Source organism: Microvirga roseola (assembly GCF_020866965.1).
Classification (GTDB): domain Bacteria; phylum Pseudomonadota; class Alphaproteobacteria; order Rhizobiales; family Beijerinckiaceae; genus Microvirga; species Microvirga roseola.
Genome location: NZ_JAJATX010000004.1, coordinates 20,416 through 46,524 on the forward strand (window position 1 = coordinate 20,416; position 26,109 = coordinate 46,524).

29 protein-coding genes and 1 riboswitch are annotated in these 26,109 nt (G+C 64.8%); of the genes, 15 read left to right on the plus strand and 14 right to left on the minus strand.

The genetic code is table 11. The annotated features are described in order from the left end of the window. Positions 1-44: 44 nt before the first annotated feature. The gene (locus tag LG661_RS04085; RefSeq protein WP_230530597.1) at positions 45-566 is read right to left on the minus strand and encodes a GNAT family N-acetyltransferase; all 522 of its coding nucleotides are present in this window, start codon (positions 564-566) and stop codon (positions 45-47) included. 228 nt (positions 567-794) lie between these two features. On the opposite strand from LG661_RS04085, the gene LG661_RS04090 reads away from it, so the two are divergent. After that, positions 795-1,151: a hypothetical protein gene (locus tag LG661_RS04090; RefSeq protein WP_230530598.1), complete on the plus strand. Its 357-nt coding sequence runs from the start codon at positions 795-797 to the stop codon at positions 1,149-1,151. Here the strand turns inward: LG661_RS04090 and LG661_RS04095 are convergent. The 8 genes from LG661_RS04095 to coxB all read right to left on the minus strand — a co-directional run bounded on the left by LG661_RS04095 (position 1,134) and on the right by coxB (position 7,680). Next, on the minus strand, positions 1,134-1,904 hold the full coding sequence (locus LG661_RS04095; RefSeq protein ID WP_230530599.1) for an SURF1 family protein: 771 nt from the start codon (positions 1,902-1,904) through the stop codon (positions 1,134-1,136). The two genes, LG661_RS04090 and LG661_RS04095, sit on opposite strands and share 18 nt — an antisense overlap. After that, complete coding sequence (locus LG661_RS04100) at positions 1,901-2,272, minus strand: DUF983 domain-containing protein (protein ID WP_230530600.1); 372 nt, start codon at positions 2,270-2,272, stop codon at positions 1,901-1,903. Before LG661_RS04100 ends, LG661_RS04095 begins: the two co-directional genes overlap by 4 nt. Before the next feature lie 118 nt (positions 2,273-2,390). Then, a complete protein-coding gene (locus tag LG661_RS04105; RefSeq protein ID WP_230530601.1) occupies positions 2,391-3,254 on the minus strand; it encodes a cytochrome c oxidase subunit 3 in 864 nt (287 codons plus the stop codon). A 68-nt stretch (positions 3,255-3,322) separates the two neighbouring features. After that, positions 3,323-3,913 carry a cytochrome c oxidase assembly protein gene (locus LG661_RS04110; RefSeq protein ID WP_230530602.1) on the minus strand — a complete coding sequence of 197 codons (591 nt, stop codon included), beginning with the start codon at positions 3,911-3,913 and terminating at the stop codon, positions 3,323-3,325. 7 nt (positions 3,914-3,920) lie between these two features. Next, complete coding sequence (locus LG661_RS04115; RefSeq protein WP_230530765.1) at positions 3,921-4,079, minus strand: hypothetical protein; 159 nt, start codon at positions 4,077-4,079, stop codon at positions 3,921-3,923. Positions 4,080-4,086: 7 nt separating this feature from the next. Further along, positions 4,087-5,043, minus strand: coding sequence for a heme o synthase (locus LG661_RS04120; RefSeq protein ID WP_230530603.1), 957 nt, complete (start codon positions 5,041-5,043; stop codon positions 4,087-4,089). Positions 5,044-5,179: 136 nt separating this feature from the next. Beyond that, complete coding sequence (gene ctaD, locus LG661_RS04125) at positions 5,180-6,796, minus strand: cytochrome c oxidase subunit I (protein ID WP_230530604.1); 1,617 nt, start codon at positions 6,794-6,796, stop codon at positions 5,180-5,182. A gap of 29 nt (positions 6,797-6,825) precedes the next feature. Then, positions 6,826-7,680, minus strand: coding sequence for a cytochrome c oxidase subunit II (coxB, locus tag LG661_RS04130; protein WP_230530605.1), 855 nt, complete (start codon positions 7,678-7,680; stop codon positions 6,826-6,828). A 351-nt stretch (positions 7,681-8,031) separates the two neighbouring features. Between coxB and LG661_RS04135 the strand changes: the two genes are divergently transcribed. Beyond that, a complete protein-coding gene (locus tag LG661_RS04135) occupies positions 8,032-8,505 on the plus strand; it encodes an invasion associated locus B family protein (RefSeq protein WP_230530755.1) in 474 nt (157 codons plus the stop codon). A 26-nt stretch (positions 8,506-8,531) separates the two neighbouring features. After that, positions 8,532-9,101: a hypothetical protein gene (locus tag LG661_RS04140; protein WP_230530606.1), complete on the plus strand. Its 570-nt coding sequence runs from the start codon at positions 8,532-8,534 to the stop codon at positions 9,099-9,101. A gap of 7 nt (positions 9,102-9,108) precedes the next feature. On the opposite strand, the gene LG661_RS04145 is transcribed toward LG661_RS04140, so the two are convergent. Then, positions 9,109-10,416, minus strand: a complete 1,308-nt coding sequence (locus tag LG661_RS04145; protein WP_230530607.1) for a hemolysin family protein — start codon at positions 10,414-10,416, stop codon at positions 9,109-9,111. 169 nt (positions 10,417-10,585) lie between these two features. Then, positions 10,586-10,676: riboswitch (glycine riboswitch) on the plus strand. A gap of 157 nt (positions 10,677-10,833) precedes the next feature. On the opposite strand from LG661_RS04145, the gene gcvT reads away from it, so the two are divergent. The 7 genes from gcvT (at position 10,834) to LG661_RS04180 (ending at position 16,752) form a co-directional block, all read left to right on the plus strand. Then, complete coding sequence (gene gcvT, locus LG661_RS04150; protein ID WP_230530608.1) at positions 10,834-11,982, plus strand: glycine cleavage system aminomethyltransferase GcvT; 1,149 nt, start codon at positions 10,834-10,836, stop codon at positions 11,980-11,982. An 18-nt stretch (positions 11,983-12,000) separates the two neighbouring features. Continuing rightward, on the plus strand, positions 12,001-12,375 hold the full coding sequence (gcvH, locus tag LG661_RS04155; protein ID WP_230530609.1) for a glycine cleavage system protein GcvH: 375 nt from the start codon (positions 12,001-12,003) through the stop codon (positions 12,373-12,375). A 13-nt stretch (positions 12,376-12,388) separates the two neighbouring features. Continuing rightward, positions 12,389-12,865, plus strand: a complete 477-nt coding sequence (locus LG661_RS04160; RefSeq protein WP_230530610.1) for an OsmC family protein — start codon at positions 12,389-12,391, stop codon at positions 12,863-12,865. 16 nt (positions 12,866-12,881) lie between these two features. Beyond that, positions 12,882-13,388 carry a hypothetical protein gene (locus LG661_RS04165; protein ID WP_230530611.1) on the plus strand — a complete coding sequence of 169 codons (507 nt, stop codon included), beginning with the start codon at positions 12,882-12,884 and terminating at the stop codon, positions 13,386-13,388. A 14-nt stretch (positions 13,389-13,402) separates the two neighbouring features. After that, on the plus strand, positions 13,403-14,743 hold the full coding sequence (gene gcvPA / locus LG661_RS04170; protein WP_230530612.1) for an aminomethyl-transferring glycine dehydrogenase subunit GcvPA: 1,341 nt from the start codon (positions 13,403-13,405) through the stop codon (positions 14,741-14,743). Continuing rightward, a complete protein-coding gene (gene gcvPB, locus LG661_RS04175; RefSeq protein ID WP_407666643.1) occupies positions 14,743-16,389 on the plus strand; it encodes an aminomethyl-transferring glycine dehydrogenase subunit GcvPB in 1,647 nt (548 codons plus the stop codon). The genes gcvPA and gcvPB overlap by 1 nt, the downstream gene beginning before the upstream one ends. 66 nt (positions 16,390-16,455) lie before the next feature. Further along, positions 16,456-16,752, plus strand: coding sequence for a GNAT family N-acetyltransferase (locus tag LG661_RS04180; RefSeq protein ID WP_322098835.1), 297 nt, complete (start codon positions 16,456-16,458; stop codon positions 16,750-16,752). Positions 16,753-16,893: 141 nt separating this feature from the next. Here the strand turns inward: LG661_RS04180 and LG661_RS04185 are convergent, their stop codons facing one another. Next, positions 16,894-17,544: an HAD family hydrolase gene (locus LG661_RS04185; RefSeq protein WP_230530613.1), complete on the minus strand. Its 651-nt coding sequence runs from the start codon at positions 17,542-17,544 to the stop codon at positions 16,894-16,896. 226 nt (positions 17,545-17,770) lie between these two features. Between LG661_RS04185 and LG661_RS04190 the strand changes: the two genes are divergently transcribed. Together LG661_RS04190 and LG661_RS04195 are read left to right on the plus strand one after the other, a co-directional pair. Beyond that, positions 17,771-17,965, plus strand: coding sequence for a hypothetical protein (locus tag LG661_RS04190; protein ID WP_230530614.1), 195 nt, complete (start codon positions 17,771-17,773; stop codon positions 17,963-17,965). A gap of 266 nt (positions 17,966-18,231) precedes the next feature. Next, a complete protein-coding gene (locus LG661_RS04195) occupies positions 18,232-19,212 on the plus strand; it encodes an amidoligase family protein (RefSeq protein ID WP_230530615.1) in 981 nt (326 codons plus the stop codon). Positions 19,213-19,216: 4 nt separating this feature from the next. Here the strand turns inward: LG661_RS04195 and LG661_RS04200 are convergent, their stop codons facing one another. The 3 genes from LG661_RS04200 to LG661_RS04210 form a co-directional block, all read right to left on the minus strand. Beyond that, complete coding sequence (locus LG661_RS04200; protein ID WP_230530616.1) at positions 19,217-20,107, minus strand: LysR family transcriptional regulator; 891 nt, start codon at positions 20,105-20,107, stop codon at positions 19,217-19,219. Positions 20,108-20,272: 165 nt separating this feature from the next. Beyond that, complete coding sequence (locus LG661_RS04205; RefSeq protein ID WP_230530757.1) at positions 20,273-21,376, minus strand: M20 family metallopeptidase; 1,104 nt, start codon at positions 21,374-21,376, stop codon at positions 20,273-20,275. A gap of 150 nt (positions 21,377-21,526) precedes the next feature. Continuing rightward, complete coding sequence (locus LG661_RS04210) at positions 21,527-22,444, minus strand: LysR family transcriptional regulator (RefSeq protein WP_230530617.1); 918 nt, start codon at positions 22,442-22,444, stop codon at positions 21,527-21,529. Between the two features lie 175 nt (positions 22,445-22,619). Between LG661_RS04210 and LG661_RS04215 the strand changes: the two genes are divergently transcribed. From LG661_RS04215 to LG661_RS04225, 3 genes are all read left to right on the plus strand, one after another. Continuing rightward, the gene (locus LG661_RS04215) at positions 22,620-24,152 is read left to right on the plus strand and encodes an ABC transporter substrate-binding protein (RefSeq protein ID WP_230530618.1); all 1,533 of its coding nucleotides are present in this window, start codon (positions 22,620-22,622) and stop codon (positions 24,150-24,152) included. Between the two features lie 141 nt (positions 24,153-24,293). Further along, complete coding sequence (locus tag LG661_RS04220) at positions 24,294-25,211, plus strand: ABC transporter permease (protein ID WP_230530619.1); 918 nt, start codon at positions 24,294-24,296, stop codon at positions 25,209-25,211. A gap of 1 nt (position 25,212) precedes the next feature. Beyond that, the gene (locus LG661_RS04225; RefSeq protein ID WP_230530620.1) at positions 25,213-26,109 is read left to right on the plus strand and encodes an ABC transporter permease; all 897 of its coding nucleotides are present in this window, start codon (positions 25,213-25,215) and stop codon (positions 26,107-26,109) included.

Genomic DNA, 26,109 nt, shown 5'->3' on the forward strand with positions numbered 1-26,109 from the left:
GCGCGACGACCGGTTGCGGCAAGCCGCAACCGGTGCTCTGCGGCTCAAGGTTTCACCCGCGCCATGCCATAGGCGTCGACGAAGGCGCCTTCCCGGAAGGCGAAGGCCTTGTGGGTGCCCTCGATCTCGAAACCGTTGCGCTTGTAGAGCGCGATGGCGGGCGCATTGTCGACATAAACCGTCAGCTCAATCCGCTTCAGGTTGAGCCAGTCGTCGGCGATCATGATGAGTTCGCGCAGGAGCCGGGAGCCGATGCCCCGGCCGCGGAAGTCATCGTGCAGGCCCATGCCCAGATAAGCCACGTGGGCGCGCCGTCCCTGCAGGCGCTCGAAACCGCCATTTCCGATGATGCGGCCCTTGCATTCCACCGTGAGGCTTGGGTTTCCGGGCGGATTGTTCTCGATCCATTTCCGCGTCGCCTCGGGCGTCTGGTAGGGCAGGCGCAGGGTGCCCCGGCGGTAGCCGGGCAGGTCGCCAAGCGCGGCGATGCCCTCACAGTCATCGGGCCTAGTTGCGCGGATGATGATGTCATCGGCAGGTTGGGGTGGTTCGGATTCGGTGTCCATGTCGCTCTCCTTGGAAAAGGCGGAGGCGAACGGAACTCTCGAAGCCCTGCTCGTCTCCGCAGGGCTTCGGAAGAATGTTCACGCTTCTAAACGCGCAAAACCTCTCCCGTGCGCCCTGCAAGGCGCATCGTGAGATGGGTTACGGTCATGACGAGCGTGAACATGGACGCTATGGTACAGTGTCGCGGGCAAGATGCCAAGCTCGTCCCGATGCGGAGGTCCGGACCGATGCGCATGACACGAACCGACTGGATCCTGCTTCCCATCCTGGTGGGCGTGCTGGCGGGGATCGCGCTCGGCGCTTTCCTGATCGTGGGCTTCCTTGGGCTCGGTATCCTGGGGCTCATCATCGGAGTCATCGTCCAGCGAGTCGAGCTGGAGAAGGATGGGGCGGTGAGCAACTACATGACCACCTCCCTCTATGCGGATCAGTTCAGGGCGCGGGAGAGGATGGGCCATGCGGAACGCGCGGAGCGACATGCCGAGACGCAGTCGCTGCTGAGGCCGCTCTTCATCGCCAAGGTGGTCAGCGCGGGGCTGGTGATCCTCGGCTTCGGCTTCTTCTTCCTATTTCAGCTCCCCTGAGACCGGTCCCTTCACCCGCCGCCAAGCGAAGGCCGTGAAGACGCCGATCAGGGTGAGCGCAATCCCGAACCAGGTGACGGCATATTGCAGGTGGTTGTTGGGCAGGCTCAGCGGGGTCTGCCCGCCCTTCGGCCAGCCGCCGGGATTGGGGGTGGCGTCCGCATCGATCAGGAAAGGGGCGACCCGCTCCAGGCCATGGGCCTGGGCAATGGTCTGCGGATCCCGCAGGAACCACGTGTTGCGGGCAGGATCGTTCTCAGGCGTGAACAGGGTTTCCGCCTCCGGCGCGCGCACCAGGCCGGTTACGGTCACCTCGCCCGCAGGCTGGCTTCCCGGCCGTGTGGCCGGGTCCTTCAGCTCCATCGGCACGAAGCCCCGGTTGACCGTGACGATGGCCCCGCCCGGGAGCCGCAGGGGCGTCAGCAGGTAATACCCTTGAGCGGGCGAGCCCCGCTGGGAGCCGGGAGCAAGGCCGTAGACGGGAGTTTCATAAGGATGCAGGAAGGTGCCGGTGACCCGCACCTTCCTGAACTCGTCCCGTTCCGCGCTCCAGGCCGGCCATTCCGCTTCCGCGACGATATCGCCCGGCTCGCCATAGGCGCGAGTTTCGATTTGGGAGATCAGGTTCTCCTTCCAGGCCAAGCGCTCGAGCTGCCAGGTGCCGAGCCCGATCAGGATGGCGAGAGCGACGAGCGCGGCGAGACCGGGCAGGAGGAGCGACCGTCCGGGATGGACGCTGACGGGCCGTGTCACTTCTCGAAGCGTCCTTCTTCCGCCTTGTGGTGGTATTGTAGGGCGACCAGGACGCCCTTCGAGGGACGGACGAGGAGGAGGCTCAGCACGATGCTCAGGGCCGACCACAGGACGAGGTGGAGCCAGATCGGCGGCTCATAGGCGAACTCGACCCAGAGGGCGAGCGCCACCACCACGATGCCCACGATGGACATGACGAAGAAGGCGGGCCCGTCGCCGGAGTCTGCGAAGGCGAAGTCGAGACCGCAGACTTCGCAGGAGGGCCGTACCGAGAGAAAACCCTTGAACAGGTATCCCTTCCCGCAGCGGGGGCACAGACCTTTTAGGCCCGTGATGACGGGGGAGGGTGCCGAATGATCCTGGGCCAAGACGATTCTCCAGAGGCTTCCTTCAGGCCGTGGCTGCCCGACAGATGGTGATCCGGTGGGCAAAAACGAAGGGCGGCTCCTGAGAGCCGCCCTTGTTGAGTTGTTGCGATGAGCGGCGTCAGTGCGCAGCGCCGGCCACCGGTCCGCCGTAGCCCCACACGTAGATGGCGGCGAAGAGGAAGAGCCACACCACGTCGACGAAGTGCCAGTACCAGGCGGCGAACTCGAAGCCGAGATGCTGCTGGGGCGTGAAGTCGCCACGATAGGCGCGCAGCAGGCACACGGCCAGGAAGATCGTGCCGATGATCACGTGCGCGCCGTGGAAGCCCGTCGCCATGAAGAAGGTTGCGCCGTAGATGTTGCCGCTGAAGCCGAAGGTCGCGTGGCTGTACTCGTAGGCCTGGACGCAGCTGAAGATGAAGCCGAGGATGATCGTCAGCCACAGGCCCGCCTTGAGGCCCTGGCGGTCGTTCTCCAGGAGCGCGTGGTGCGCCCAGGTGACCGTGGTGCCCGAGGTGAGCAGGATCAGGGTGTTGAGCAGCGGCAGGTGCCAGGGATCGAAGGTCTCGATGCCGCGGGGCGGCCACACGCCGCCGAGCGCCTCGACGCGCGAATAAAGCTGCGGGTCGTTGGCATAGAGGGCGGCGTCGAAATAGGCCCAGAACCACGCGGCGAAGAACATCACCTCGGAGGCGATGAACATGATCATGCCGTAGCGGTGATGGAGCTGGACGACGCGGGTGTGGAAGCCGGTATTGGCCTCGCGCACCACGTCGCTCCACCAGCTGATCATGGTGTAGAGCACGCCGATGATGCCTGCGCCGAAAATGTAGGCGCCGATATCCATCCCGGCGATGTTGATGTCCTTCCACCAGGTCACGAAACCGGACGCCATGAGGAAGGCGCTGAGCGAGCCGATGAGCGGCCACGGGCTCGGTTCGAGAATGTGGTAGTCGTGATTTTTGGCGTGGGCCTCGGCCATTTCGTGTCGTCTCCGTACCTCGAAGGTGTGCTCGCTTTAAGACGTTTCAGTCCAGCTTGTCACGTCCCTTATTGAGTGGTGGTCCTGGTTGATGAGGTCGCCTCCGCCACCGGCTGTCCCCCCTTGGAAGGGAAGTAGGTGTAGGAGAGGGTGATGGAACTGAGGTCCTTCACGTCGGGATCCTGCGCGAGGCGGGGATCCACGTAGAACACGACCGCCGATTCCAGGGTCTCGCCCGGCTGCAGGGTCTGTTCGGTGAAGCAGAAGCATTCGAGCTTCGAGAAATAGGTGCCGGCCAGGTCGGGCTGCACGTTGTAGGTGGCGATGCCCGTGGCCGGCTTGTCGCTTGTGTTGGTGACCTTGTAGAGGACGGTCGTGGTCTCGCCGAGCCTGACCTTGATCTCCGGGGTCTCGGGCGAGAAGCGCCAGCTGAGGCCCGGCGCGACATTGGCGTCGAAGCGGACGGCGATGGTCCGGTCCAGCACCTGAGACCCGTTCTCCGCCCGGGCGATCGGCGTGCCGCCGAAGCCCGTCACCTTGCAGAAGAGATCGTAGAGCGGCACGGACGCATAGGCGAGGCCGACCATGCCCACGACAAGGCCGGCGCAGGCGACGGCCGTGCGCTGCATCTTCCGTTGGACGTCCGGTGTCGCCGTCATGGCATCCTCACAGGGGGCGTTGCAGGATCTGGGGGCCGAACTTCGCCATGGTCACCACGTAGAAGATCAGCACGAGCGCGCCGAGAACCAGCGCCAGCGCCACTGAGCGATTGCGGCGGCGCTTCTGCTCTTCGGGGGTCAGGCCGGACGGAGGTTTCTGGTCCACCATGATCTCACCCGAGAACCGGCCTGAAGAAGCCGAGGCCATGCTCCGCGAGCAGCGTCGCGAAGAGCAGGAAGAGGTACAGGATCGAGAAGCCGAAGAGCTGCTGGGCCACCCGCATGGCCGGCTCGCCCTTGCGCAGGCGGTAGACCTGGACGGCCAGCGCGAGCATGCCGAGCCCGCCGACGAGCGAGATGATGGCATAGGCCAGGCCGCCGAAGCCGAAGAAGACCGGGCTCATCCCCAGGGGAGCGAGGAGCAGGGTGTAGGCGAGGATCTGCGTGCGGGTCGAATCGGGACCGGCCACGTTCGGCATCATGGGAATGCCCGCGCGCTCGTAGTCGCCCGACTTCACCAGAGCCAGCGCCCAGAAATGCGGGGGCGTCCAGATGAAGATGATCGCGAAGAGGATCAGCCCCTCGAGGCCGACATGACCGCTCACCGCCGCCTGCGCCACTATGGGGGGCAGGGCGCCGGCCGCGCCGCCGATCACGATGTTCTGCGGCGTCGATCGCTTCAGCCACATGGAATAAATGACGACGTAGAAGAAGATGGTGAAGGCGAGCAGTCCCGCGGCGAGCCAGTTGCTGGCGAGCCCCAGCACGATCACCGAGCCGACGGAGAGGATCGTGCCGAAGGCCAGGGCCTCGCCCGGCTGGATCTTGCCGGCAGGAATCGGCCGCTTGCGCGTGCGGGTCATCACGGCGTCGATATCCGCGTCCCACCACATGTTCAGGCATCCCGACGCTCCGCCGCCGACGGCGATCATCAGAAGGGACACCAGGGCCAGGACGGGGTGAACGTCCGGATGCACCACGACCATGGTGACGAGCGCCGTGAACACGACGAGGAACATCACTCGCGGCTTCAGGAGAGCGAAAAAGTCGGACACCTCGCCCTGGGAAAGCCCGCCGTTGGCGAGGCTTTCGGTGCGGCTGTCGGTCAAGCTGTTCGATACGGTATTCATAATACTCGCTGATCTTCTGAAACACCCGGACGCTCGTTCCAGGCTCCACGATCGTAAGCCCCTCGCCGGAAGGCTTGGGTTGTACCAAGCCCTCGGGGGAGAGGCGGGCGGCGTGACGCCGCCCGGCCGCTTCGTCTTAGTGGCCCGTATCCGCAATGCGCGGCAGGGTCTCGAACTGGTGGTAGGGCGGGGGAGAGGACAGGGTCCACTCCAGGGTGGTCGCACCCTCACCCCACGGATTAGCGCCAGCCTGCTCCTTGCGGACGAATGCGTACACCACGCCGAAGATGAAGATGAACAGCCCGGCGAAGAAGATGTAGCCGCCGATCGAGGACACGAGGTTCCAGCCCGCGAAGGCGTCCGGATAGTCCGCATAGCGGCGCGGCATGCCGGAGAGGCCCAGGAAGTGCATCGGGAAGAACAGCACGTTGGAGCCGATGAAGGCGACCCAGAAGTGCAGCTTGCCGATCCACTCGGGCATGATGTAGCCCGTGATCTTCGGGAACCAGTAGTACATGCCGGCGAAGATGATGAACACCGCGCCGAGGGACAGCACGTAGTGGAAGTGGGCCACCACGTAATAGGTGTCGTGCATGTAGCGGTCGACCGGAGCGTTCGCGAGCACGACGCCGGTGACGCCGCCGACCGTGAACAGGAAGATGAATCCTACCGACCAGTACATGGCCGCCGTGAAGCGGATGGAGCCGCCCCACATGGTGGCGAGCCACGAGAAGATCTTCACGCCCGTCGGCACCGCGATCACCATGGTGGCGAACACGAAGTAGGCCTGCGTCTGAAGCGACAGGCCGACCGTGTACATATGGTGCGCCCACACGACGAAGCCGACCACGCCGATCGCCACCATGGCGTAGGCCATGCCGAGATAGCCGAAGATCGGCTTGCGCGAGAAGGTGGAGATGATGTGGCTGACGATGCCGAAGGCCGGCAGGATCATGATGTACACTTCGGGGTGACCGAAGAACCAGAACAGGTGCTGGTAGAGCACCGGGTCGCCGCCGCCCGACGGCTCGAAGAAGGTCGTGCCGAAGTTACGGTCGGTGAGCAGCATCGTGATCGCACCGGCAAGAACCGGGAGCGACAGGAGCAGCAGGAACGCGGTGACCAGCATGGCCCAGGCGAAGAGCGGCATCTTGTGCAGCGTCATGCCCGGAGCGCGCATGTTGAGGATCGTGGTGATGAAGTTGATCGCACCGAGGATCGAGGCCGCACCGGCAAGGTGCAGGGCTAGGATGCCGAAGTCGAGCGCCGGGCCAGGATGGCCGGTGGTCGAGAGCGGCGGATAGACCGTCCAGCCGCCGCCGAAGCCCAGCGAGCCCGGAGCGCCCTCGACGAAGAGCGAACAGAGCATCAGGGCGAAGGCCGAGACGGTGAGCCAGAACGAGATGTTGTTCATCCGCGGGAAGGCCATGTCCGGCGCGCCGATCATGATCGGGATGAACCAGTTGCCGAAGCCGCCGATGAGGGTGGGCATCACCATGAAGAAGACCATGATGAGGCCGTGGCCCGTCACGAAGACGTTGTAGGCCTGCGGATTGGCGAACCACTGCAAGCCGGGATCCTGAAGCTCCAGCCGCATGGCGATCGAGAGCAGACCGCCGACGATACCCGCCGTGAAGCCGAAGATGAGGTAGAGAGTGCCGATATCCTTGTGGTTCGTGGAATAGAACCACCGCCGCCAGAAGGTCGGGGTATCGTGGTGATCCGCATGAGCGGCATCAGCTGCATGTGCCATGATGAGACCTCTATGGTCCTTGTTCCAGATTACTGAGCGGTTGCGAGCTTGAGCAGAGATGAGCCGTCGGTGGCAGCATAGCGCTCCTTCGCCTCGGCCAGCCAGGCGGCATATTGCTGCTCGCTGACAACGCGGATTTCGATCGGCATGTAGGGGTGACCGTTACCGCAGAGCTCCGAGCACTGGCCGTAATAGACGCCTTCTTTGTCGGCCTTGAACCAGGTCTGGTTCAGGCGGCCGGGAATGGCGTCGATCTTCACGGCGAAGGACGGCAGCGCGAAGGCGTGGATCACGTCCGCCGCGGTGACCTGAAGGAGGACGACCTTGCCCACCGGCACCACCATGGCGTTGTCGACGCCGAGCAGCCTGGGCTGATCCGGCTTCAGGGCGCTGGTCTCGGTGATCATGTTCGAATCGAACCGGAAGCCGCCCTGATCCTCAGGGTACTCGTAGCCCCAGTACCAGGAATAGCCGGTCACCTTCACCACCACGTCGGCCTGCGGGGGAACGAGCTGGAGACGCAGCAGGCGGAAGGAGGGAATCGCGATGGCGACGAGGATGAGCACCGGGATGATGGTCCAGCCGACCTCCAGGAGGGTGTTGTGCGTGGTGCGCGAGGGGACCGGGTGCTTGCGCTCGTTGAAGCGCACGACGATCACGAGGATCAGCGCAAGAACGAAAAGGCAGACTGCTGCGATCAGCCAGACGAGATAGGTGTGGAAGTTGGCGACGCCCTGCCCGACCTCCGTGACCATCTCCTGCATGCCCGTTTCCCAGGGGGTGGGCTGGCCAGTGCCGGCCCATGCCGCACTTATGCCCAATACAAATGCGACCGCGGCCGTGGAGAGGGCAGTCACCGATCGAAGTCCTGTCTCGATCCGCATTGGCGTTCCAAAGCTCCTAGATATGGTGGCCAGCGGCCACGAAAGCATCGGGGGAAGGTGCAGGCGTGCGGAATTGGGTGCCCGGCCTGCGCCACCACCTTTTTGATCTGCGTCAAAGATCACAGGACGCGCACAAGCGCAACGGTACATACGTCGCAATCTGTGCGTCATAACCGCCAAAAACCGCTTTGAGGCCCCGATTGTCGCGTCTCGCTTGACATTCCGGCCCCTGCCATGGTCCGAACGGGCCCAATAGAGATTGGATCGGAGCGGCCAGGCCGCTGCCCTGCAAAGGGCTCAGGAAGGGAGAGACCGATGGGCGTGTCACGATGGGTTCGTTATGGGGCGCTCATGCTCGGGCTGTGGACCCTGTCCGCGACCGGCGCCGCCAATGCCCAGGGCATGGTCAAGAACACGTTCGGCGACTGGCAGATGCGCTGTGAAACCCCGGCGGGGGCGACGGCCGAGCAGTGCGCCCTCGTGCAGAACGTGGTGGCGGAGGACCGCCCCAACATTACCCTCGTCATTATTGTGTTGAAAAATGCCGATGGCGTGACCCGGCACCTGCGCGTGGTCGCGCCTCTGGGTATTCTCCTGCCGTCGGGCTTGGGCCTCAAGATCGACGACACGGATATCGGCCGCGTCGGATTCGTGCGCTGTCTGGCCGCGGGCTGCGTCGCCGAAGTCGTGATGGAGGACGCGCTCATCGAGCAGATGAAAACCGGCAAGTCGGCCACCTTCATCGTCTTCCAGACGCCGGAGGAGGGGATCGGGATTCCCGTGTCGCTGAACGGGTTCGCCGCCGGGTTCGACGCACTGCCGTAAGGGCTGAAGAAGAGTTGGGGGACACCATGCGTAACGGATTTGGCGCAAAGGCCGGCTGGGCCGTGGCTCTGCTCGGGGTCTCGGTTCTGGCCGGGTGCAACACGCCCGGCGAGGGCGGGATGGGCGTGGGAGACATGCTGCTGACGGCCGGGACGAGCCTGCCGCCCGCCCAGTCGGCGGTGATCGAGGACGTCTACTGCCCGCCCGTGACCATTACCGAAGGCGGGGCGGCCCTTCAGGTCTATGCGGGCGGCCGTGCCGGAGACGCGGGGGCCCTGCGCAGCCAGGTCGCCCTCGGCCAGCTCGCCCGGGAATGCGTGGGCCAGCCTGACGGCTCCACCCTGGTCAAGATCGGGGTCCAGGGCCGGGCGCTCCTCGGCGCCGGCGGCTCGCCGGGGCGCTACGACGTGCCGGTCCGCATCATGGTCAAGAAGGGCTCCACCGTCTTCGCCAACCGCTCGCGCCGGATGGCGGTGGCGATCCCGCCCAACGACACCCAGGCAAGCTTCACGGTCGTTGAAGAGGGGATCGTTGTCCCCGCCGCCAACGCCAACAACTTCGAGATCGAGGTCGGCCTCGCGGGCCGCCAGGGCTGAAGTCCCTTTACGCAAGGATGGCTGCGGAGCCGGCCCTCTGGTTGAGGGGAATGGCGAGGACCTTGTCGATCCGGCGGCCGTCCAGATCCACCACCTCGAAGCGCCATCCGAGGGCGTCCACATGCTCGCCCGTATTCGGCAGGTGCTGGATCTCGCTGATCACCAGCCCGCCGACCGTGTGGTAGCTGCGCGGCTCGGGTAGGATGACGCCCAGGACCTCGGCCATCTCGTCCACCGGCATGGAGCCCGCGAGCAGCCATGAGCCGTCGCTCCGGCGCACGGCATCGGGATCCGGCGTTTCCGCGTCGGCGCGGAACGCGCCGACAATGGCTTCCAGGGCGTCCGCCGGGGTCACGACGCCTTCGAAATGGCCGTACTCGTCGTGGACGAGGGCCATCGGCACCTCGGCGTCGCGCAAAACCGCAAGGGCATCAAGGGCATAGAGGGTGTCCGGCACGACCGGGGCCTGCCGGACGTGGTCGCGGATGTTGAACTCCTCGCCCGAGAGCATGGCGGCCAGAAGTTCCCGCGACTGGACGACGCCGATGACGTTGTCGGGCGTTCCCTCGCTCACCGGCAGCCGGGAATGCGGGGTCTCGATCAGGAGCGTCCGGATCGCCTCCAGGTCGTCGTCTAGATCGATGCGGTCCACATCTGTGCGGGGCGTCATGAGGCCCCGGACCGGCCGGTCACCGAGGCGCAGCACGCCTGCGATCATCCGGCGCTCCTCCTCCTCGATCACGCCCGCGCTCTCGGCCTCGCCGACGAGCATCTTGATCTCCTCTTCCGTGACCGTCGCCTCGTTTCCCGTAGCGGGGCCGAACAGGCCGAAGATGAGGCGGGTGGAGGCGTTGAGCAGCCAGACCGCCGGGGCTGCAACCTTGGAAATGACCAGCATCATCGGCGCGACCGCGCAGGCGGTGCTCTCCGGATGGCGCAGGGCGAGCTGCTTGGGAACGAGTTCGCCGATGACGATCGAAAGATAGGTGATGAGCCCGATGACGAGGCCGTAACCGAGGGGCTCGGCCGCGCCCTCCGGCATGCCCTGATCCAGGAAAATCCTCGTCAGCCGGGCTCCGAGCGCCGCGCCCGAGAAGGCGCCCGCCAGGATTCCGACGAGGGTGATTCCGATCTGGACCGTGGAAAGGAACCGGCCCGAATCCTCCATGAGCGCCAGGGCCGTGCCGGCGCCGGAGCGGCCCTGTTCCGCCATAGCCTTAAGGCGGGGGCGGCGGGCTGAGACGATGGCGAGTTCCGAGAGCGCGAAGACGCCGTTGAGGGCGACGAGAGCCAGAGCGATGATCAGTTCGAGCAACGATGTCAGGAGCTGCCGACCGGATCGGGCCGCGTGTCTCCCCTTCTGTGACAGATGGTCCCAAGATGCGGCTTCGGAGGGCTGCCGTCAATTAAAGCGGGAGGAGGCCTGTTGCGGCGGCGTGCTTTATTGACAGGATCGCAATTCCTCTTCAGAGGTGGATCAGCCGCTGATCCCCGCGGAAGAGACCGGACCTCGGGTCCGGCGCCGAAGGCGCAACCGCCCCGGAAACGCTCAGGCCAAAGGACCGCGCGGGAGCTGGCACTCTGGAAAGCGGCGACGCTTCATAGCGTCGCCCACCGACGGGCGTAACCTTTTGCCTTTGGCATTGGGGAAATCTCTCAGGTCTCGGGACAGAGGGGGCGCACAGCAACGGGCCGCAAGGTCCGATGAAACGCGCACCTTTGAGGGAACCTGATGGCCGAGCCTGCGCATAGCGACGAGCCGCTCCTGCAAACCCCGCTTCATGCCGAGCATGTAGCCCTCGGCGCCCGCATGGTGCCCTTCGCCGGCTACGACATGCCGGTGCAGTACCCCACCGGCATCCTGACCGAGCATAACTGGACCCGCGAGCATGCGGGCCTGTTCGACGTCTCCCACATGGGCCAGGCCTTCCTCGTGGCCGAGGACAAGAGCCACGAGACGGCGGCCAGGGCGCTCGAGGCGCTCATCCCCGCCGACGTGCTGAACCTGAAGCCCAATCAGCAGCGGTATTCGCAGCTCCTCGCCGATGACGGCGGCATCCTCGACGACCTCATGGTCACCCGCCTCGGGGCCCCCGGCCACGAGGGCTGGCTCTACCTCGTCGTCAACGCCTCCATGAAGGAGGCCGACTACGCCCACATCCAGGCGCGGCTGCCCGAGGGCGTGACCTTGCAGCGCAAGGACGGCCTCGCGCTCATGGCGCTCCAGGGTCCGTCCGCCGCGGGCGTCCTCGCCAAGCTCGCGCCCGAGACGGCGGATCTCGCCTTCATGATGTCCGCCGACGTGCAGATCGACGGCACCTGGTGCCATCTCTCCCGTTCCGGCTACACGGGCGAGGACGGGTTCGAGATTTCCTGCAAGGCGGAGGACGCGGCAAAGCTCTGGAACAAGCTGCTCGCCGATCCGGAAGTGAAGCCCATCGGCCTCGGCGCGCGCGATTCCCTGCGCCTCGAGGCGGGCCTCTGCCTCTACGGCCACGACATCGACACCACGACCTCGCCCATCGAGGCCGGCCTGATCTGGTCGATCCAGAAGCGCCGCCGGGAGGAGGGGTGCTTTCCGGGAGCCGAGCGCGTCCAGCGCGAGATCAAGGAGGGGCCCGCCCGCGTCCGCGTCGGCATCAGGCCGGAAGGCCGTGCGCCGGCCCGCGAGGGCGCCGTCATCACCACGCCCGACGGGCGCGAGGTCGGCATCGTGACCTCCGGCGGCTTCGGGCCGACCGTGAACGGCCCCGTCGCCATGGGTTATGTGGCGAAGGACGTTTCCGCTGTGGGAACGGATCTTCATCTCGTGGTGCGCGGCAAGCCGATCCCGGCCAAGGTCGCGGCCATGCCTTTCGCACCTCACCGTTACAAGCGCTAAGATTCCAGGGGGACAACCATGACCACGCGCTATACCAAGGATCACGAATACATCCGCCTCGAAGGCGATACCGGCACGGTCGGTATTTCCGACTACGCGCAGTCGCAGCTCGGCGACGTCGTCTATGTGGAGCTGCCGGGCGTGGGCAAGAGCCTCGCCAAGGGAGCGGAAGCCGCCGTCGTCGAGAGCGTGAAGGCCGCAAGCGAAGTCTATGCGCCCGTCTCCGGCGAGGTGGTGGAGGTGAACAGCGATCTCGAATCCTCTCCCGGCACCGTCAACGAGGACCCGGCCGGCCGCGGCTGGTTCATGAAGATCCGCGTGAAGGACGAGGGCGAGCTCAACGATCTCATGACTGAAGAGCAGTACCAGGAATTCCTGAAGTCCATCTCCTGAGGGCTCAGCGGCCATGACGCACGAATACAAGGCGACGATCCGCTGGACGCGCGGGGCTGAGGAGGCTTTCTCCGACAACCGCTACAGCCGCGGCCATCTCTGGTCCTTCGATGGCGGCATCGAAGTCCCTGGCTCCGCATCGCCCTCCGTCGTGCCGCTGCCGCTCTCGCGGGAGGAGGCGGTCGATCCGGAAGAGGCTTTCGTGGCGGCTGTCTCCAGCTGCCACATGCTCACCTTCCTCTCCATCGCCGCCAAGAAGCGCTTCGTGATCGATCGCTATGAGGACCAGGCGCTCGGCGTCATGACCCCGAACGCCAACGGCAGGCTCTTCATCTCGAAGGTCACTCTCGATCCGGCAGTCGAGTTCTCCGGCGAGAAGCGGCCGACGCCGGAGCAGATCGCCGAGATGCATCATCTCGCCCATAAGGAATGCTTCATCGCGAATTCCGTCCTGACGGAGATCGTGGTGGCGGGTCTTCCCTCACACTGACGAAAAGGCGATCCGCATGAGCTTCGACATACATTTGATTGATGCAACGCAATCCAAAAGTACTGCCGAAGTCCAGCGGGTTCTCGGGGAAGTTTTAGCCCGACATGGTGCGCGAATTGTTCGCAAGAACGTGATCGAGCATGTCACACCAGAAGGTAAGACCTTGAAGGTGGCGGTCGAGGATATCGAGGGGCCAAATGATTTGCGCATCGAGTGGTACGGGCCGTCCCTTGAGAGGGACGTGACCTCCGCCACAGCGATTCCGCGCGATGGATCCCTCAAGGATACCTGTCGCGTCATCTATGACATGGCCGCTCATGTTCCATGGATCATTGCCCCAACCATGGAAGGAGAGGTTTTCCTTCAGCTAATAGAGAGTCGGGATATCCCTATTGCCTACGACGATTTTCCGCCTGTCACCATCATCGAGAACGCCGAAGTTCTTGAAGCGATTTTGTCAAAAGGGCTCGACCAGTGGTTGGGCTATCGAAACAGGGTTCTCGGGATACCGCAGAACAAATAAGCCAGGACCGTCTTATGCGTTACCTTCCCTTATCCGATACCGACCGCGGCGAGATGCTCGCGCGGATCGGCGTCAAGGCCGTCGACGATCTTTTCGCCGATGTGCCGAAAAACCTGCTCCTCAAGGAGCCGGTCGATCTGCCCCGCCGCAAGGGCGAGCTGGAGGTGGAGCGCATCCTCTCCCGCATGTCCGCGAAGAACATCTCGGCCTCCTCCGTGCCGTTCTTCGTCGGCGCCGGGGCCTACAAGCACCATGTGCCCGCGACCGTCGATCACCTGATCCAGCGCTCCGAGTTCCTGACGAGCTACACGCCGTATCAGCCGGAGATCGCGCAGGGCACGCTGCAGTACCTGTTCGAGTTCCAGACCCAGGTCGCCGCGCTCACCGGCATGGAGGTGGCGAACGCCTCCATGTATGACGGCTCCACCGGCACGGGCGAGGCGGTGCTCATGGCGCATCGCGTCACGAAGCGCCGCAAGGCCGTGCTCTCGGGCGGCCTGCATCCCCATTACGTGGACGTGGTGCAGACCCTCTCCGAGATGGCGAGCGACGAGGTCGTCGCCATGAAGGCGGATGTGGGCGGTACGGAAGACATCCTCTCGCAGATCGACGACAGCACGTCCTGCGTCGTCGTGCAGTCGCCGGACGTGTTCGGCAATGTACGCGACCTGAAGCCCATCGCCGAGAAGGCGCACCAGCACGGCGCGCTGCTCGTCGCTGTCTTCACGGAGGCCGTGTCGCTCGGCCTCCTGCAGTCGCCCGGAAGCATGGGCGCGGACATCGTGGTGGGTGAGGGACAGTCCATCGGCAACGCGCTGAACTTCGGCGGACCTTATGTCGGCCTCTTCGCCGCCAAGTCTAAGTACATCCGCCAGATGCCTGGCCGCCTCTGCGGCGAGACGGTGGATGCGAACGGCAACCGCGGTTTCGTGCTCACGCTCTCGACCCGCGAGCAGCATATCCGCCGCGACAAGGCGACCTCGAATATCTGCACCAATTCAGGGCTTTGCTGCCTCGCCTTCACCATTCACATGACGCTGCTGGGCGAAGCGGGCCTGAAGCGCCTCGCGCGCATCAATCATGCGAATGCAGTGAAGCTGGCGGATCAGCTTTCCGGCGTAAAGGGCTTGGAGGTTCTCAACAAAACCTTCTTCAACGAGTTCACCGTGAAGCTCCCGCAGCCCGCCGCCGAAGTGGTCGAGCGTCTGGCCGAGAAGGGCGTTCTCGCGGGCGTGCCCGTCTCGCGCCTCCTGCCGGGGGCAGGCCTCGACAACCTGCTGCTCGTAGCCTCCACCGAAGTGAACACCGATGATGACCGCGCGGCCTTTGTCGCCGCCCTGAAGGAGGTCCTGTGATGTTGAACCGCCAGGGACGTCCCAGCGCTCCTCAGGCCCACGGCGTGGCGGATCCCGCCGCCGGCATGGGCGATCAGGCTGCCCGCCTGCAGGGCGATGCCAGCCGCGCCGGCGCTGACGCCGGAAGCCATCCGACCTTCACCGGCAACAAGGCGTTGGCGCAGATCGAGCCGCTGATCTTCGAGATCGGCCGCTACGACACCACCGGGGTCGATCTCGACGAGCCGGACGATTTCAAGCCGCGCCTCGGCGGGCTGGAGCGCAAGGAGGCCATTGGCCTGCCGGGCCTCTCCGAGCCGGAGACCATGCGCCACTACGTTCGACTCTCGCAGATGAACTACGGCATCGACACGGGCCTCTTCCCGCTCGGCTCCTGCACCATGAAGCACAATGCGCGCCTCAACGAGCGCATGGCGCGCCTGCCGGGCTTCTCGGACGTCCATCCGCTGCAGCCGGTCTCGACCGTGCAGGGTGCGCTGGAGCTGATGAACGAGCTCGGGCGCTATCTGCTGACGCTCACCAACATGACGGCCGTGGCGCTCTCGCCGAAGGCCGGCGCGCATGGCGAGCTCTGCGGCATGATGGCGATCAAGGCCGCCATCGAGGCCAAGGGCGAGGGCAAGACCCGCAACGTGGTGCTGGTGCCCGATTCCGCCCACGGCACGAACCCGGCGACGGCCGCTCTCATCGGCTTCGTGGTGAAGCCGGTTCCGGCCCGCGATGACGGCTACGTCTATGTCGAGGACGTGAAGAAGCTCCTCGGTCCCGATGTCGCGGCGATCATGCTGACCAATCCCAACACCTGCGGCCTCTTCGAGCCCCAGGTGGCGGAGATCGCCAAGGCCATCCACGATGCAGGCGCGTACTTCTACTGCGACGGCGCGAACTTCAACGCCATCGTGGGCAAGGCGAAGCCGGGCGATCTTGGCGTCGACGCCATGCACATCAACCTGCACAAGACCTTCTCGACGCCCCATGGCGGCGGTGGTCCGGGCTCCGGCCCGGTGGTGCTCTCCGAGCGCCTCTCCCCCTTCGCCCCGGTGCCGTTCGTGCGCGCGGGCAAGGAGGGCTTCGAGCTGGTGGAGCACGAGACGGATGCGGCGGAGAAGCCTTTCGGCCGCATGACCGCCTTCCATGGCCAGATGGGTATGTATGTGCGCGCGCTGTCCTACATGCTCTCGCATGGGTCCGACGGCATGAAGCAGGCGTCGGAAGACGCAGTGCTCAACGCCAACTACATCCGCGCGGGCCTCTCCGACCTGATGTCGCTGCCCTTCGGCAACAAACCCTGCATGCACGAGGTGCTGTTCGACGATGCGTGGCTGAAGGACACGGGCGTGACCACCCTCGACATCGCCAAGGCGATGATCGACGAGGGGTATCACCCGATGACCATGTACTTTCCGCTGGTGGTGCATGGCGCGATGCTGATCGAGCCGACGGAATCCGAATCGAAGGCGTCGCTGGACCTCTTCATCGCGACCCTGCGCGACCTCGCCATGGCCGCGACGACGGGCAACGACAAGGAGCGCTTCACCGGCGCGCCCTATCACGCCCCGCGCCGCCGCCTCGACGAGACCCGCGCCGCGCGCAGCCCGGTCCTCAAATGGACCCCGCCCGCTCCGGTTGCTGAGGCGGCGGAGTGAGGCTGGACCATCCTCCTGCAGAGGAGGATGGCTTGCCCTGTGCTGTCCATGAAATAGAGTGGTGCCATGACCATCATGGCGCCACTTGATTGTGAACTCGCCGCAGGCGTCCCGAACGTGGACGATTACCTGCGGCTGCGTCGTGTCGCGGGCCTGGACGAACGTTCCTCCGAGGCCGCAGCGGCCGGCCTGCCGAATACGTGGTTCGGCGTTCTCATGAGGCATGAAGGTCCGGTCGTCGGGATGGGCCGCATCATCGGCGATGGCGGCTGCTTTTTTCAGGTCACCGACGTGGCGGTCGATCCCGGGCATCGGGGCAAGGGCCTGGGCCAGTGCATCGTGAGCGCTCTGGCGCCCATCTGAACGCGCATGCGCCCGAAAGCGCCTATATCAGCCTGATCGCCGCGCGACGGGCCCAGAGCCTTTACGAGCGCTTCGGTTTCAGGCCCACGCGCGGCCTGGGAATGTCGCTCACCTCAAGCTGAGGCGGACCGGCAACTCGCCTCACGGCAGCGTCCGCACCACCTCCGGCAGATCCGCCATCCGCCCGACGATGATGGATGCGCCTGCGTGCCGGAGCTTCTCCCCATGCTCCGGTCCGCAATGGCCGCCGCCGGTGAAGCCGATCACGCGCATTCCGGCAGCGCGGGCAGCCTGGACGCCGGCGGGTGAGTCTTCGATCACCAGGCAGGCCTCGGGAGCAATCTCCATCCGCCGGGCTGCATGGAGGAACAGGTCGGGCGCCGGCTTGCCGCGCGCCACTTCCGATGCGCTGAAAACGTGGTCGAACAGGTCCGCGAGACCCGTCACGCGCAGTGACAAGGCGATCCGCTCCGGGACCGAGGAGGATGCGACGCAGCGCTGGAAAGGGAGCGTGAGGATTGCGTCCCGCACGCCGCCGACAGGCTGCAGGTCGGTCTCGAAGCGGGAGAAAAGCTCGCGGTTAAGCCTCTCCCCGAAATCGGCGGGCAGCGTGCAGCCGTGCTCCGCCTCGATGCGCGCGACCATATCCTTCAGGCTCGCGCCGACGAACTGGCGCATGATGTCCTGAGCCGTATAGGGCAGGCCGATCTCGGTCAGGATTTCCGCATCGATCTGGCAGGCGAGCGTTTCGGAATCGACCAGAACTCCGTCGCAATCGAAAATCAGCAGCATGGCGCTCCCCGGATCGGCCCGTCCCCAGTAGCCGGACCGGCCTCATGCCCGCAAGCCTACCTCTTTCGAGCTATGGTATATCTCTTTCGAGACATTGTGCGCCGGCAAGCAATCTCTAAAAGTCGGGATGTGAATGATTCCTCGCCGTCCTAGGGCGCAGCCAAGAATGCGCCCGGCAGCGAGGACAAACAACAAACGAACGACGTCTTTATTGGCGGGGCAGATCATGGATTATCGGGTAGAGCTTGTCGCTCGCGCGTTTTACGACGCCGAGGAGGATGGTTATTCTTGGGATTGCGAGCCCGAGATCCTGCGTGAGGAGTTCCGCAGGCTTGCCCGGAACGCCATCGCGCTCATGGGCGACGAGATCGGGGTGCTGGTGCTCGAACTTTCGCCCGGCGACTACCTCAAAGCGGCTTGATCGAACAGGCGGAAGCGGGCGGCAGTTCATCCGTGCGCGCCCGCTCCCTCCGTATCGTGGATTTGGCCGTTCCCATGGCAGCCGTGTGCGGTCTTGGGCGCCTCAGCCAGGGGAGATCGCTTGAAACCCCGGCTGAGGCGTATGCCGTGTCGAAGACCACCACAGCGATCCCAGTCTACCTCTAGGGCAGGTCACATCAATCCACGGGCTGCCGCTCTTTTGTTCAGGGGCTGCGGGAAAAGCGGACATCTGCTCAAGATGTGCCCGTGCGAGGGTGCGTCCCCGGCATTGCGGTTCGCCGGTCCGAACCCCATCTCCCGGCTCTGATGAACAGCAACGATTCCCGCTTACCCGAGGCGCTCAGCCCTCCTGTCCTGGTGACCTCAGGCGGCGCATTGCGGCGGGTCGGGATCGAGTTCGAGTTCCTGGGGCCGAGCGCCAGAGGCGCCGCCGGGGCGATTGCGCGTGATCTCGGCGGCTCTATCGAGGCGGAGGACCCGAACGCGTTCAGGATCCGAAATACCCGCCTGGGCGATCTCGCGGTGGAAACCGACCTGCGGTATCTCCATCCCGAACGCCACCCCGGTCTCGGCATCCGGCTCGGCGCCGGTGCGGCCCGGTGGCTGGGCGCCGCGCTTTCTCCCGTCGTCCCTCGCGAACTCATCACCGGTCCGATGCCCATCGCGCGGCTTCCCGAGGTCGACGAGATCGTCGGCGTCCTTCGCGGCGCTGGCGCGCGGGGCCACGGAACGGTGCTGTGGGACTCGCTCAGCCTCCACTTCAACATCGATCCGCCGAGCCTCGATGCGGCGACCCTGACCGCCTTCCTCAAGGCCTTTCTCCTGACCGGCGACCGGATCAGGCAGGAGGTCTCGCAGGGAAAATGGTGGCTGGCTCACGTCCTGCCGCAGGATTACCCGCCAGCCTACAGGCAGCTCGTTCTCGATCCGGACTACTGGCCCGACCTCAAGACTCTGGCGGACGATTATCTTGCCGCCAACCCGACGCGGCGGCGGGCGCTCGATCTCCTGCCGCTTCTGGCCCATCTCGACGAGGAGCGCGTGCGCGCCGTGCTGTCCCATGAGAAGATCGGCCCGCGGCCGGTCTTTCACTACCGGCTCGCCCTGTCCCATGTCAGCGATCCCCGATGGAGCATCCTGCCCGATTGGGAGAGATGGCTGATTGTGGAGCGTCTCGCTTCGGACCATGAGCGCCTCGGGGCCGCCGGGCGGATGGCTGCGGGCTGAGGCGCTAGAAGGCCCAGTGCTGCGCCTTGGCGACGAGGAAGTCGCGAAACACCTGGACGCGGGCGACGGAGCGCATTTCTTCCGGATAGACGAGATAGCTGTCGAGGGTCGGCATCTCCACGTCCTTGAGGACCTGCTTCACGGCCGGACTGCCGCCCAAGGCATAGTCAGGAGCCATGCCGATGCCGGCGCCGGTCTCGATGGCCTGTCTCAGGGCCAGGCTGTCATTGACGACGAGCCGGCTGGGCCGCGGGTCCTTCGGATTGCGGCCCCAGGTGGTGAGCTGATGCAGGTCGAGGATGAAGGAGGGCAGATCGCCGCCCAGGCACACGATGTGGTGCCGGTCGAGATCCTCCACCGTCACGGGCTCCCCATGCCGCTCGATATAGCTGTGCGCGGCATAGGCATGGTAGTGAATGGTGAAGAGGCGCCGCTGAATCAGGTCCGGCTGGGCCGGGCGGCGCAGGCGGATCGCGATATCGGCCTCCCGCATGGCGAGATCCAACTCGTCGCTGGTGAGCAGAAACTCCACATGCACCTCGGGATAGAGATCGAGGAACTCCGAGATGCGCTGGGCAAGCCAGATCCCGCCGATCCCGACCGTTGCCGTCACTTTGAGAACCCCGCTCGGCCTCTCGCTCGTCTCGGTGAGGCGCTGGCGCATCGAGTCGAGGCGCAGGCGAATGTCCTGCGCCGTGTTGTAGAGCATCTCGCCCTGCTCGGTCAGGAGAAGCCCGCGGGCATGCCTGTGGAAGAGGGGCACCTTCAGGTCGTGTTCAAGGGCGCTGATCTGCCGGCTGACGGAGGACTGGTTGAGGCCGAGCTTCTCGCCTGCGCGGGTAAAGCTCCCGGCCGCAGCGACCTCATAGAACAGTCTGATCTTGTCCCAGTCCAAGGCAAGTCCTTCAAAAGAGTGCGCGCTAGGCAGCGTGCTCCCGAGCGGGCCGGAAATCCAGCGGTTCGGCACGAAGCCGGTCCGGGACACCCGATATCACGGGCATCCGGACACTGTCACGCTTGCCTCAACCGGGGATGGCTCCCGCCCAGCCGGGGACCGCTTTCAGGGCGAGCCAAGGGCGAGGATCGAGAGCGCGAGCGCCTGGGCGCGGGGGACGAGGGTGTCCAGTTCCAGATACTCGTCGGGGCTGTGAGCCTTGCCGCCGCACGGGCCGGTTGCGCAGAGGGTGGGCACGCCGAGCGCCGCGGCAAATCCGGAATCGGCACAGCCTCCGGTGAACTCTTCCCCTACCGTGAGGCCGATGCGCTCCGCACAGCCGGCATAGAGCGCGAACAGTTGCCGCGAGGCATCGGTCGAAACGAGAGGCAGGAACTCGCCAAGGATCTCCAGCTCGGCGGAGGTGCCGGGCACGAAGCTCGTGGCGACGATCTCCTGGATCTGCCCAACGATCCGGGAGTGGTCCTGCGGCTCGATGTAGCGCAGGTCGATCTCGGCCCGGGCGTTCGGCGCAACCGTGTTGACCGACTGCCCGCCCGAGACGAGCCCGACATTCACGGTGATGCCTTTCTCGAGATCGGTCAGAGCGTGGATCGCCGTGACCTTCCGCGACAGCTCCTCGATGGCGCTGACGCCCTGCTCGAAGTTGACGCCCGAATGGGCCGGAACGCCGCGGATCTCCATCCGAATGAACACGCCGCCCTTGCGGCCGGTCACGACATTGCCGCTCGGACGTCCCGGCTCCGCATTGAAGACGGCGCGGGCGCGGCGCGCCTCCTGCTCGATGAGCGCGCGTGAGGAGGGCGAGGCGATTTCCTCGTCGCTCGTGTAGAGGCCGACGATGGGACCGGGGGCACCGAAACGGGCGAAGGCTGCCAGCACAAAGCTGTTCATCACGAGGCCGGCCTTCATATCCGCGACGCCCGGGCCGTAGGCGAGATGATCTTCGATCCGGAAGGGCCGTTGCCCTGTCTCGCCTTTCGGGAAGACCGTATCGCGATGTCCCATGAGCAGGATCGGCTTCTGCCGCTCGTCGGGCGTGCCGAGAGTGGCCCGCAGCCCGTCTCCGTAACGCTCACTGACAAAGGTCTCGCAGGTGAGGCCTGCTCCTTCGAGGAACGTGCGCAGATGCGCGCCGACGCGGTCGACGCCCTCCTTGTCGTAGCTCCCGCTATCCGTATCGACGAGCAGGCGAAGCTGGTCGATCATGGCCTGTCTTTGGCTGGCGAGCCATTCAAGGACTTGCGCTTCCAGATTCGTGCTCAACGGTCGTCTCCTGTTCGAAAGGACATGTCTGACTCTACCCAGAGCGCAGTTTCGTTGTCAGTGCAACGGCCGAACTCCGATCTTCCGCATGGGTCATGCAAGGGGAGGGCGGATCGCCTCCGGCCGCCGCAGTTCCGAGACCACAAAGGCGATGAAGTCCTGTGCGCTCTGCGGCAGGGTGCGGCCGAGCATGGTCTGGATCTGCAAATTGCGTTTGAGAAAGCTCGTCTCTTTCAGGGGGACGATGGCGATGTGCCCGTCGCGCACCGCTCTGCGGACCGAGATGTAGGTGGAGAAGGTGATCGCGCCGCCCAGCCTGCAGAAGCTCAGGAGGCTGGCGATGTTGGTGGAGCTGACGACAGGCGCGAGCGTGATGCCTTTGGTGGCGCAGAATATGTCGAGCACCTTCTTGATCGTCGTCGCATCGTCGAGAATGGCGATGGGATACTCAAAGAGCTCCGTCGTCGAGACGGGACCGCGCCCGACAAGGGGGTGATCGGGGCTGGCAATGGCATAGGCCAGCATGGGTTGCTGCCACTGGACCTTGACCCCGCCATCCGGTGAGAGCGAAAAGCTGATGCCGATATCGACCTCGCCGTCCTGAACGCTGCGCACCACGTCGCCGGGCGCCAGAACCTTCAGATCGAACAGAACCTGGGGGCGCTCCGTCCGAAAGGCGTGGATCATTTCCGGAATGAAGCTGACGGCGAGACCTTCCGTGACGCCGAGGCGGATGTGACCGCGCGTGGCGCTGTTGAGCTCCCGGATCTCGCTGACGATCTGATCGCTCTCCAGCGTGGCCCGCTGTGCATAGGATTCCAGCAGGCGTCCTGCATGGGTCAGCGTCATGCCTCGCGAGCGTCGCTCGAAGAGAGGCGATCCGAGTTCCTCCTCCAGCTTCGAGATCTGCCGGCTGACGGCCGATGCCGCCACATGGAGCCGATCGGCGGCCGCGCTGACCGATCCGGTCCGGGCGACCTCCAGAAAATAGCGCAAAGCGGATTGCTGCATGATGGGAGATTGGTCCGTTGCCGAAAAGGCAATGATCCTTTCGAATCATTCTTATGGAAGCAAGATCTCTCTCTTGGCACATTCGATATGCTGCCGTCTCGTGTGTTGATCGAATCGACAATCGAGCACGGATTTCAAGAAACAAAACAACATTCATAACTCCAGAGGACCAAACATGAAGTTCATGCACAAAGCCGCTCTCCTCGGCTTGGCCTCCACGGCCCTTGTGTCGGTCGCATTCACCGGCACTGCGCTGGCGGGCAAGGCCGACAACACCATCCGCTTCGCCTACGATCAGGCGCCGGAGAGCGTCGATCCTTACTTCAACAACGTGCGCATCGGCGTCATCATCGGCCAGCACGTCTGGGATACGCTGGTCTACCGCGATCCCAATACCAACGAATACAAGGGCCAGCTGGCGACCGCCTGGAAGCAGGTCGACGACCGCACCATCGAGTTCGACCTGCGCCAGGGCGTGAAGTTTCACAACGGCGAGGAGTTCGATGCGGATGACGTCGTCTACACGCTCAACTTCATCTCCAAGCCCGAGAATAAGGTCGTCACCCAGAATAACGTAAGCTGGATCGAGAAGGCGGAGAAGCTGGACAAGTACAAGGTCCGTCTCACGACCAAGGAAGTGTTCCCGGCGGCCATCGAGTATCTCGCTGGCCCCATCGTGATGCACCCGAATGAATACTACGAGAAGGTCGGCCCGAAGGGACAGAACGACAGGCCCGTGGGATCGGGCCCCTACAAGGTCACCAACTACGTTCCCGGCAAGTCGATCACGCTCGAGAAGAATGACCAGTACTTCAAGGACTCGCCGAAGCCGCAGCCGAAGATCGCGAAGATCGAGATCCGCTTCATTCCCGACCGCCAGACCCAGATGGCGGAGGTGATCTCCAACGGCATCGACTTCATCATGCACGTGCCGAAGGATCAGGCGGACCAGCTTGAGGCCGTGCCGTCCCTTCAGGTGGTCTCGGGCGAGACCATGCGCATCGTGTTCATGCAGATGAACCTGCTCGACGGTTCGCCGGCTCCGGCGCTCAAGGACGAGCGGGTGCGCAAGGCCATCATCCATGCCATCGACCGCGAGAGCATGGTCAAGAACATCGTCGGATCGGGTTCGCGCGTCATCAACACCATCTGCTTCCCCTCGCAGTTCGGCTGCACCGACGAGGGCGCGATGCGTTATCCGTATGACCCGGCCAAGGCGAAGCAGCTTCTGGCCGAGGCCGGCTATGCCAACGGGCTCAACCTCGACATTCTCGCCTATCGCGAGCGCAACCAGACTGAGGCCCTGATCGGCTACCTCCAGGCCGTCGGCATCAAGACCAACCTGCGCTTCCTGCAATATGCGGCGATGCGCGAGCAGGTCGCCAGCAACAAGGCGATGCTGACGCACCAGACCTGGGGATCCTTCTCGGTGAACGACGTCTCGGCCTCGACGCCGAACTACTTCGCCTTCCGCTCGGAGGACATCACCCGCGATTCGCAGGTGCGCGACCTTCTGATGAAGGGCAATACCTCGGTCGATCCGCAGGTGCGAAAGGACTCCTACAAGGGCGCCCTGAAGCTCATCGCCGACAAGGCCTATGCGGTGCCGCTGTACTCGCTGCCAGTCTATTATGTCGCAACGTCGGATCTGTCGTTCAAAGCCTATCCGGACGAGCTGCCGCGCTTCTGGGAAATGACCTGGAAGTAAGGCAGGCTGCCTTCGGTATGGAGCGGCCCGCACCGGACCGCTCCACGAAGGCCTGAAGCAAGACAATCCGGAATCCGGCCGCGCCTGTCGCGGCGGACCTTGCAGGTGGGCCCGTATTGCGGGTCAACACGGAGCAGCGCCGTGATCGGCTATATTCTCAAACGCCTTGGCCTGGCGCTCCTCGTGGCGCTGGCGGTCTCGATTATTGCCTTCTTCCTCCTCCGGCTTTCGGGCGACATTGCCGTCGCCATCGCGGGCGAGGGGGCCCAGGACGAGGATCTGAGACTCATCCGCCAGACCTATGGTCTCGACCGGCCGCTGGTCATTCAATATCTCGACTGGCTCTGGCAGACCATCAGGGGCGATTTCGGCACCTCCATCTACTTCAAGACCGAGGTCAGCAAACTCGTCCTCGAAAAGCTTCCGACGACGATCATCCTCGGTTTCTCGGCGCTCGGCTTCGCGCTGCTGATTTCCATTCCGCTGGGCGTTCTGGCCGCCGTCTATCCGAACACCTGGATCGACCGGCTGGCTCTCGGAATTGCGGTCGTCGGTCAGGCGATGCCGAACTTCTTCTTCGCCCTGATCCTGGTGATGATCTTCTCGATCTCCCTGCGCTGGCTCCCGGTCTCGGGCTCGGGAACGTGGCTGCACTTCGTCATGCCCACGATTGCGCTGGGCTATTACGTGGCTCCGGCCTTCATGCGGCTCATCCGCGCCGGCATGATCGAGGTCCTGTCGGCAGACTACATCCGCACCGCGCGGGCGAAGGGGCTGCCGGCCGGAAAGGTCATCTTCAAGCACGCCCTGCGCAACGCCGTCGTTCCGGTGGTGGCCCTGACCGCCGTTCAGCTCGGGTTCCTCCTCGGCGGCTCCGTCGTCATCGAGACGATCTTCGCTCTCGATGGGCTCGGCTACCTCGCCTACCAGAGCATCACGTACAAGGACTTCCCGGTGATGCAGATCATCGTGCTGCTGCTCTCGGTTCTCTACGTTCTGCTGACGCTCGCCTCCGACATCGCCAACGCGTGGCTCGATCCGCGCATCCGGGTGGCCTGACATGACCGACACCGCTCTCTCCCTCCCCACCGTGCCGGAGCCCTCGGCCGGTCGAAAGCTCGCCCGCCGTTTCTTCGGCCAGAAGGCCTTCGTGATCGGCGCCGGAATCCTGGCCGTGATCGTTGCGCTGGCGCTTCTGGCTCCGGTGATCGCGCCGCATGATCCCTATGCGCAGAACCTAGCCATGAGGAACGTGCCTCCGTTCTGGTACGAGAAGGGCTCCTGGCTCCATCCGCTCGGCACCGACCAGCTCGGTCGCGACTACCTGTCCCGCGTTCTCTACGGGGCCCGGATCTCGCTGCTGATCGGCGTCAGCGTCGTGGCCATTTCAGGCCTGACCGGCACCGCCATGGGCCTCGCGGCCGGCTATTTCGGCGGCAAGGTCGATCTCCTCGTGACCTTCCTCGTCACCACGCGTCTCTCGATGCCGGTGATCCTGGTGGCGCTGGCCGTCGTGGCCATGGTCGGCGGTTCGCTCTGGATCGTCATCCTGGTGCTGGGCCTGCTCAAGTGGGACCGCTTCGCCGTGGTGATGCGAAGCGCCACCCAGCAGGTGCGCTCGCTCGACTATGTGGCGGCGGCGGAGGCCGCCGGCGCTTCGACCACCCGCATCATCGTGGGGGAGGTGCTGCCGAACATCGTGCCCCACCTCATCGTGGTCGCCACGCTCGAGGCCGCCAGCGCCATCCTGCTCGAAGCCGCGCTTTCCTTCCTGGGGCTCGGCGTTCAGCCCCCGCTGCCGTCCTGGGGTCTCATGATCTCCGAGGCGAAGGCCTACATGTTCTTCTCGTTCTGGCTCATCGCCATCCCGGGAACGGCGCTCGCGCTGCTGATCTTTGCCATCAATCTCGCGGGCGACGGCCTGCGCGACGTGATCTCGCCGGAAGGACGGGCCTGA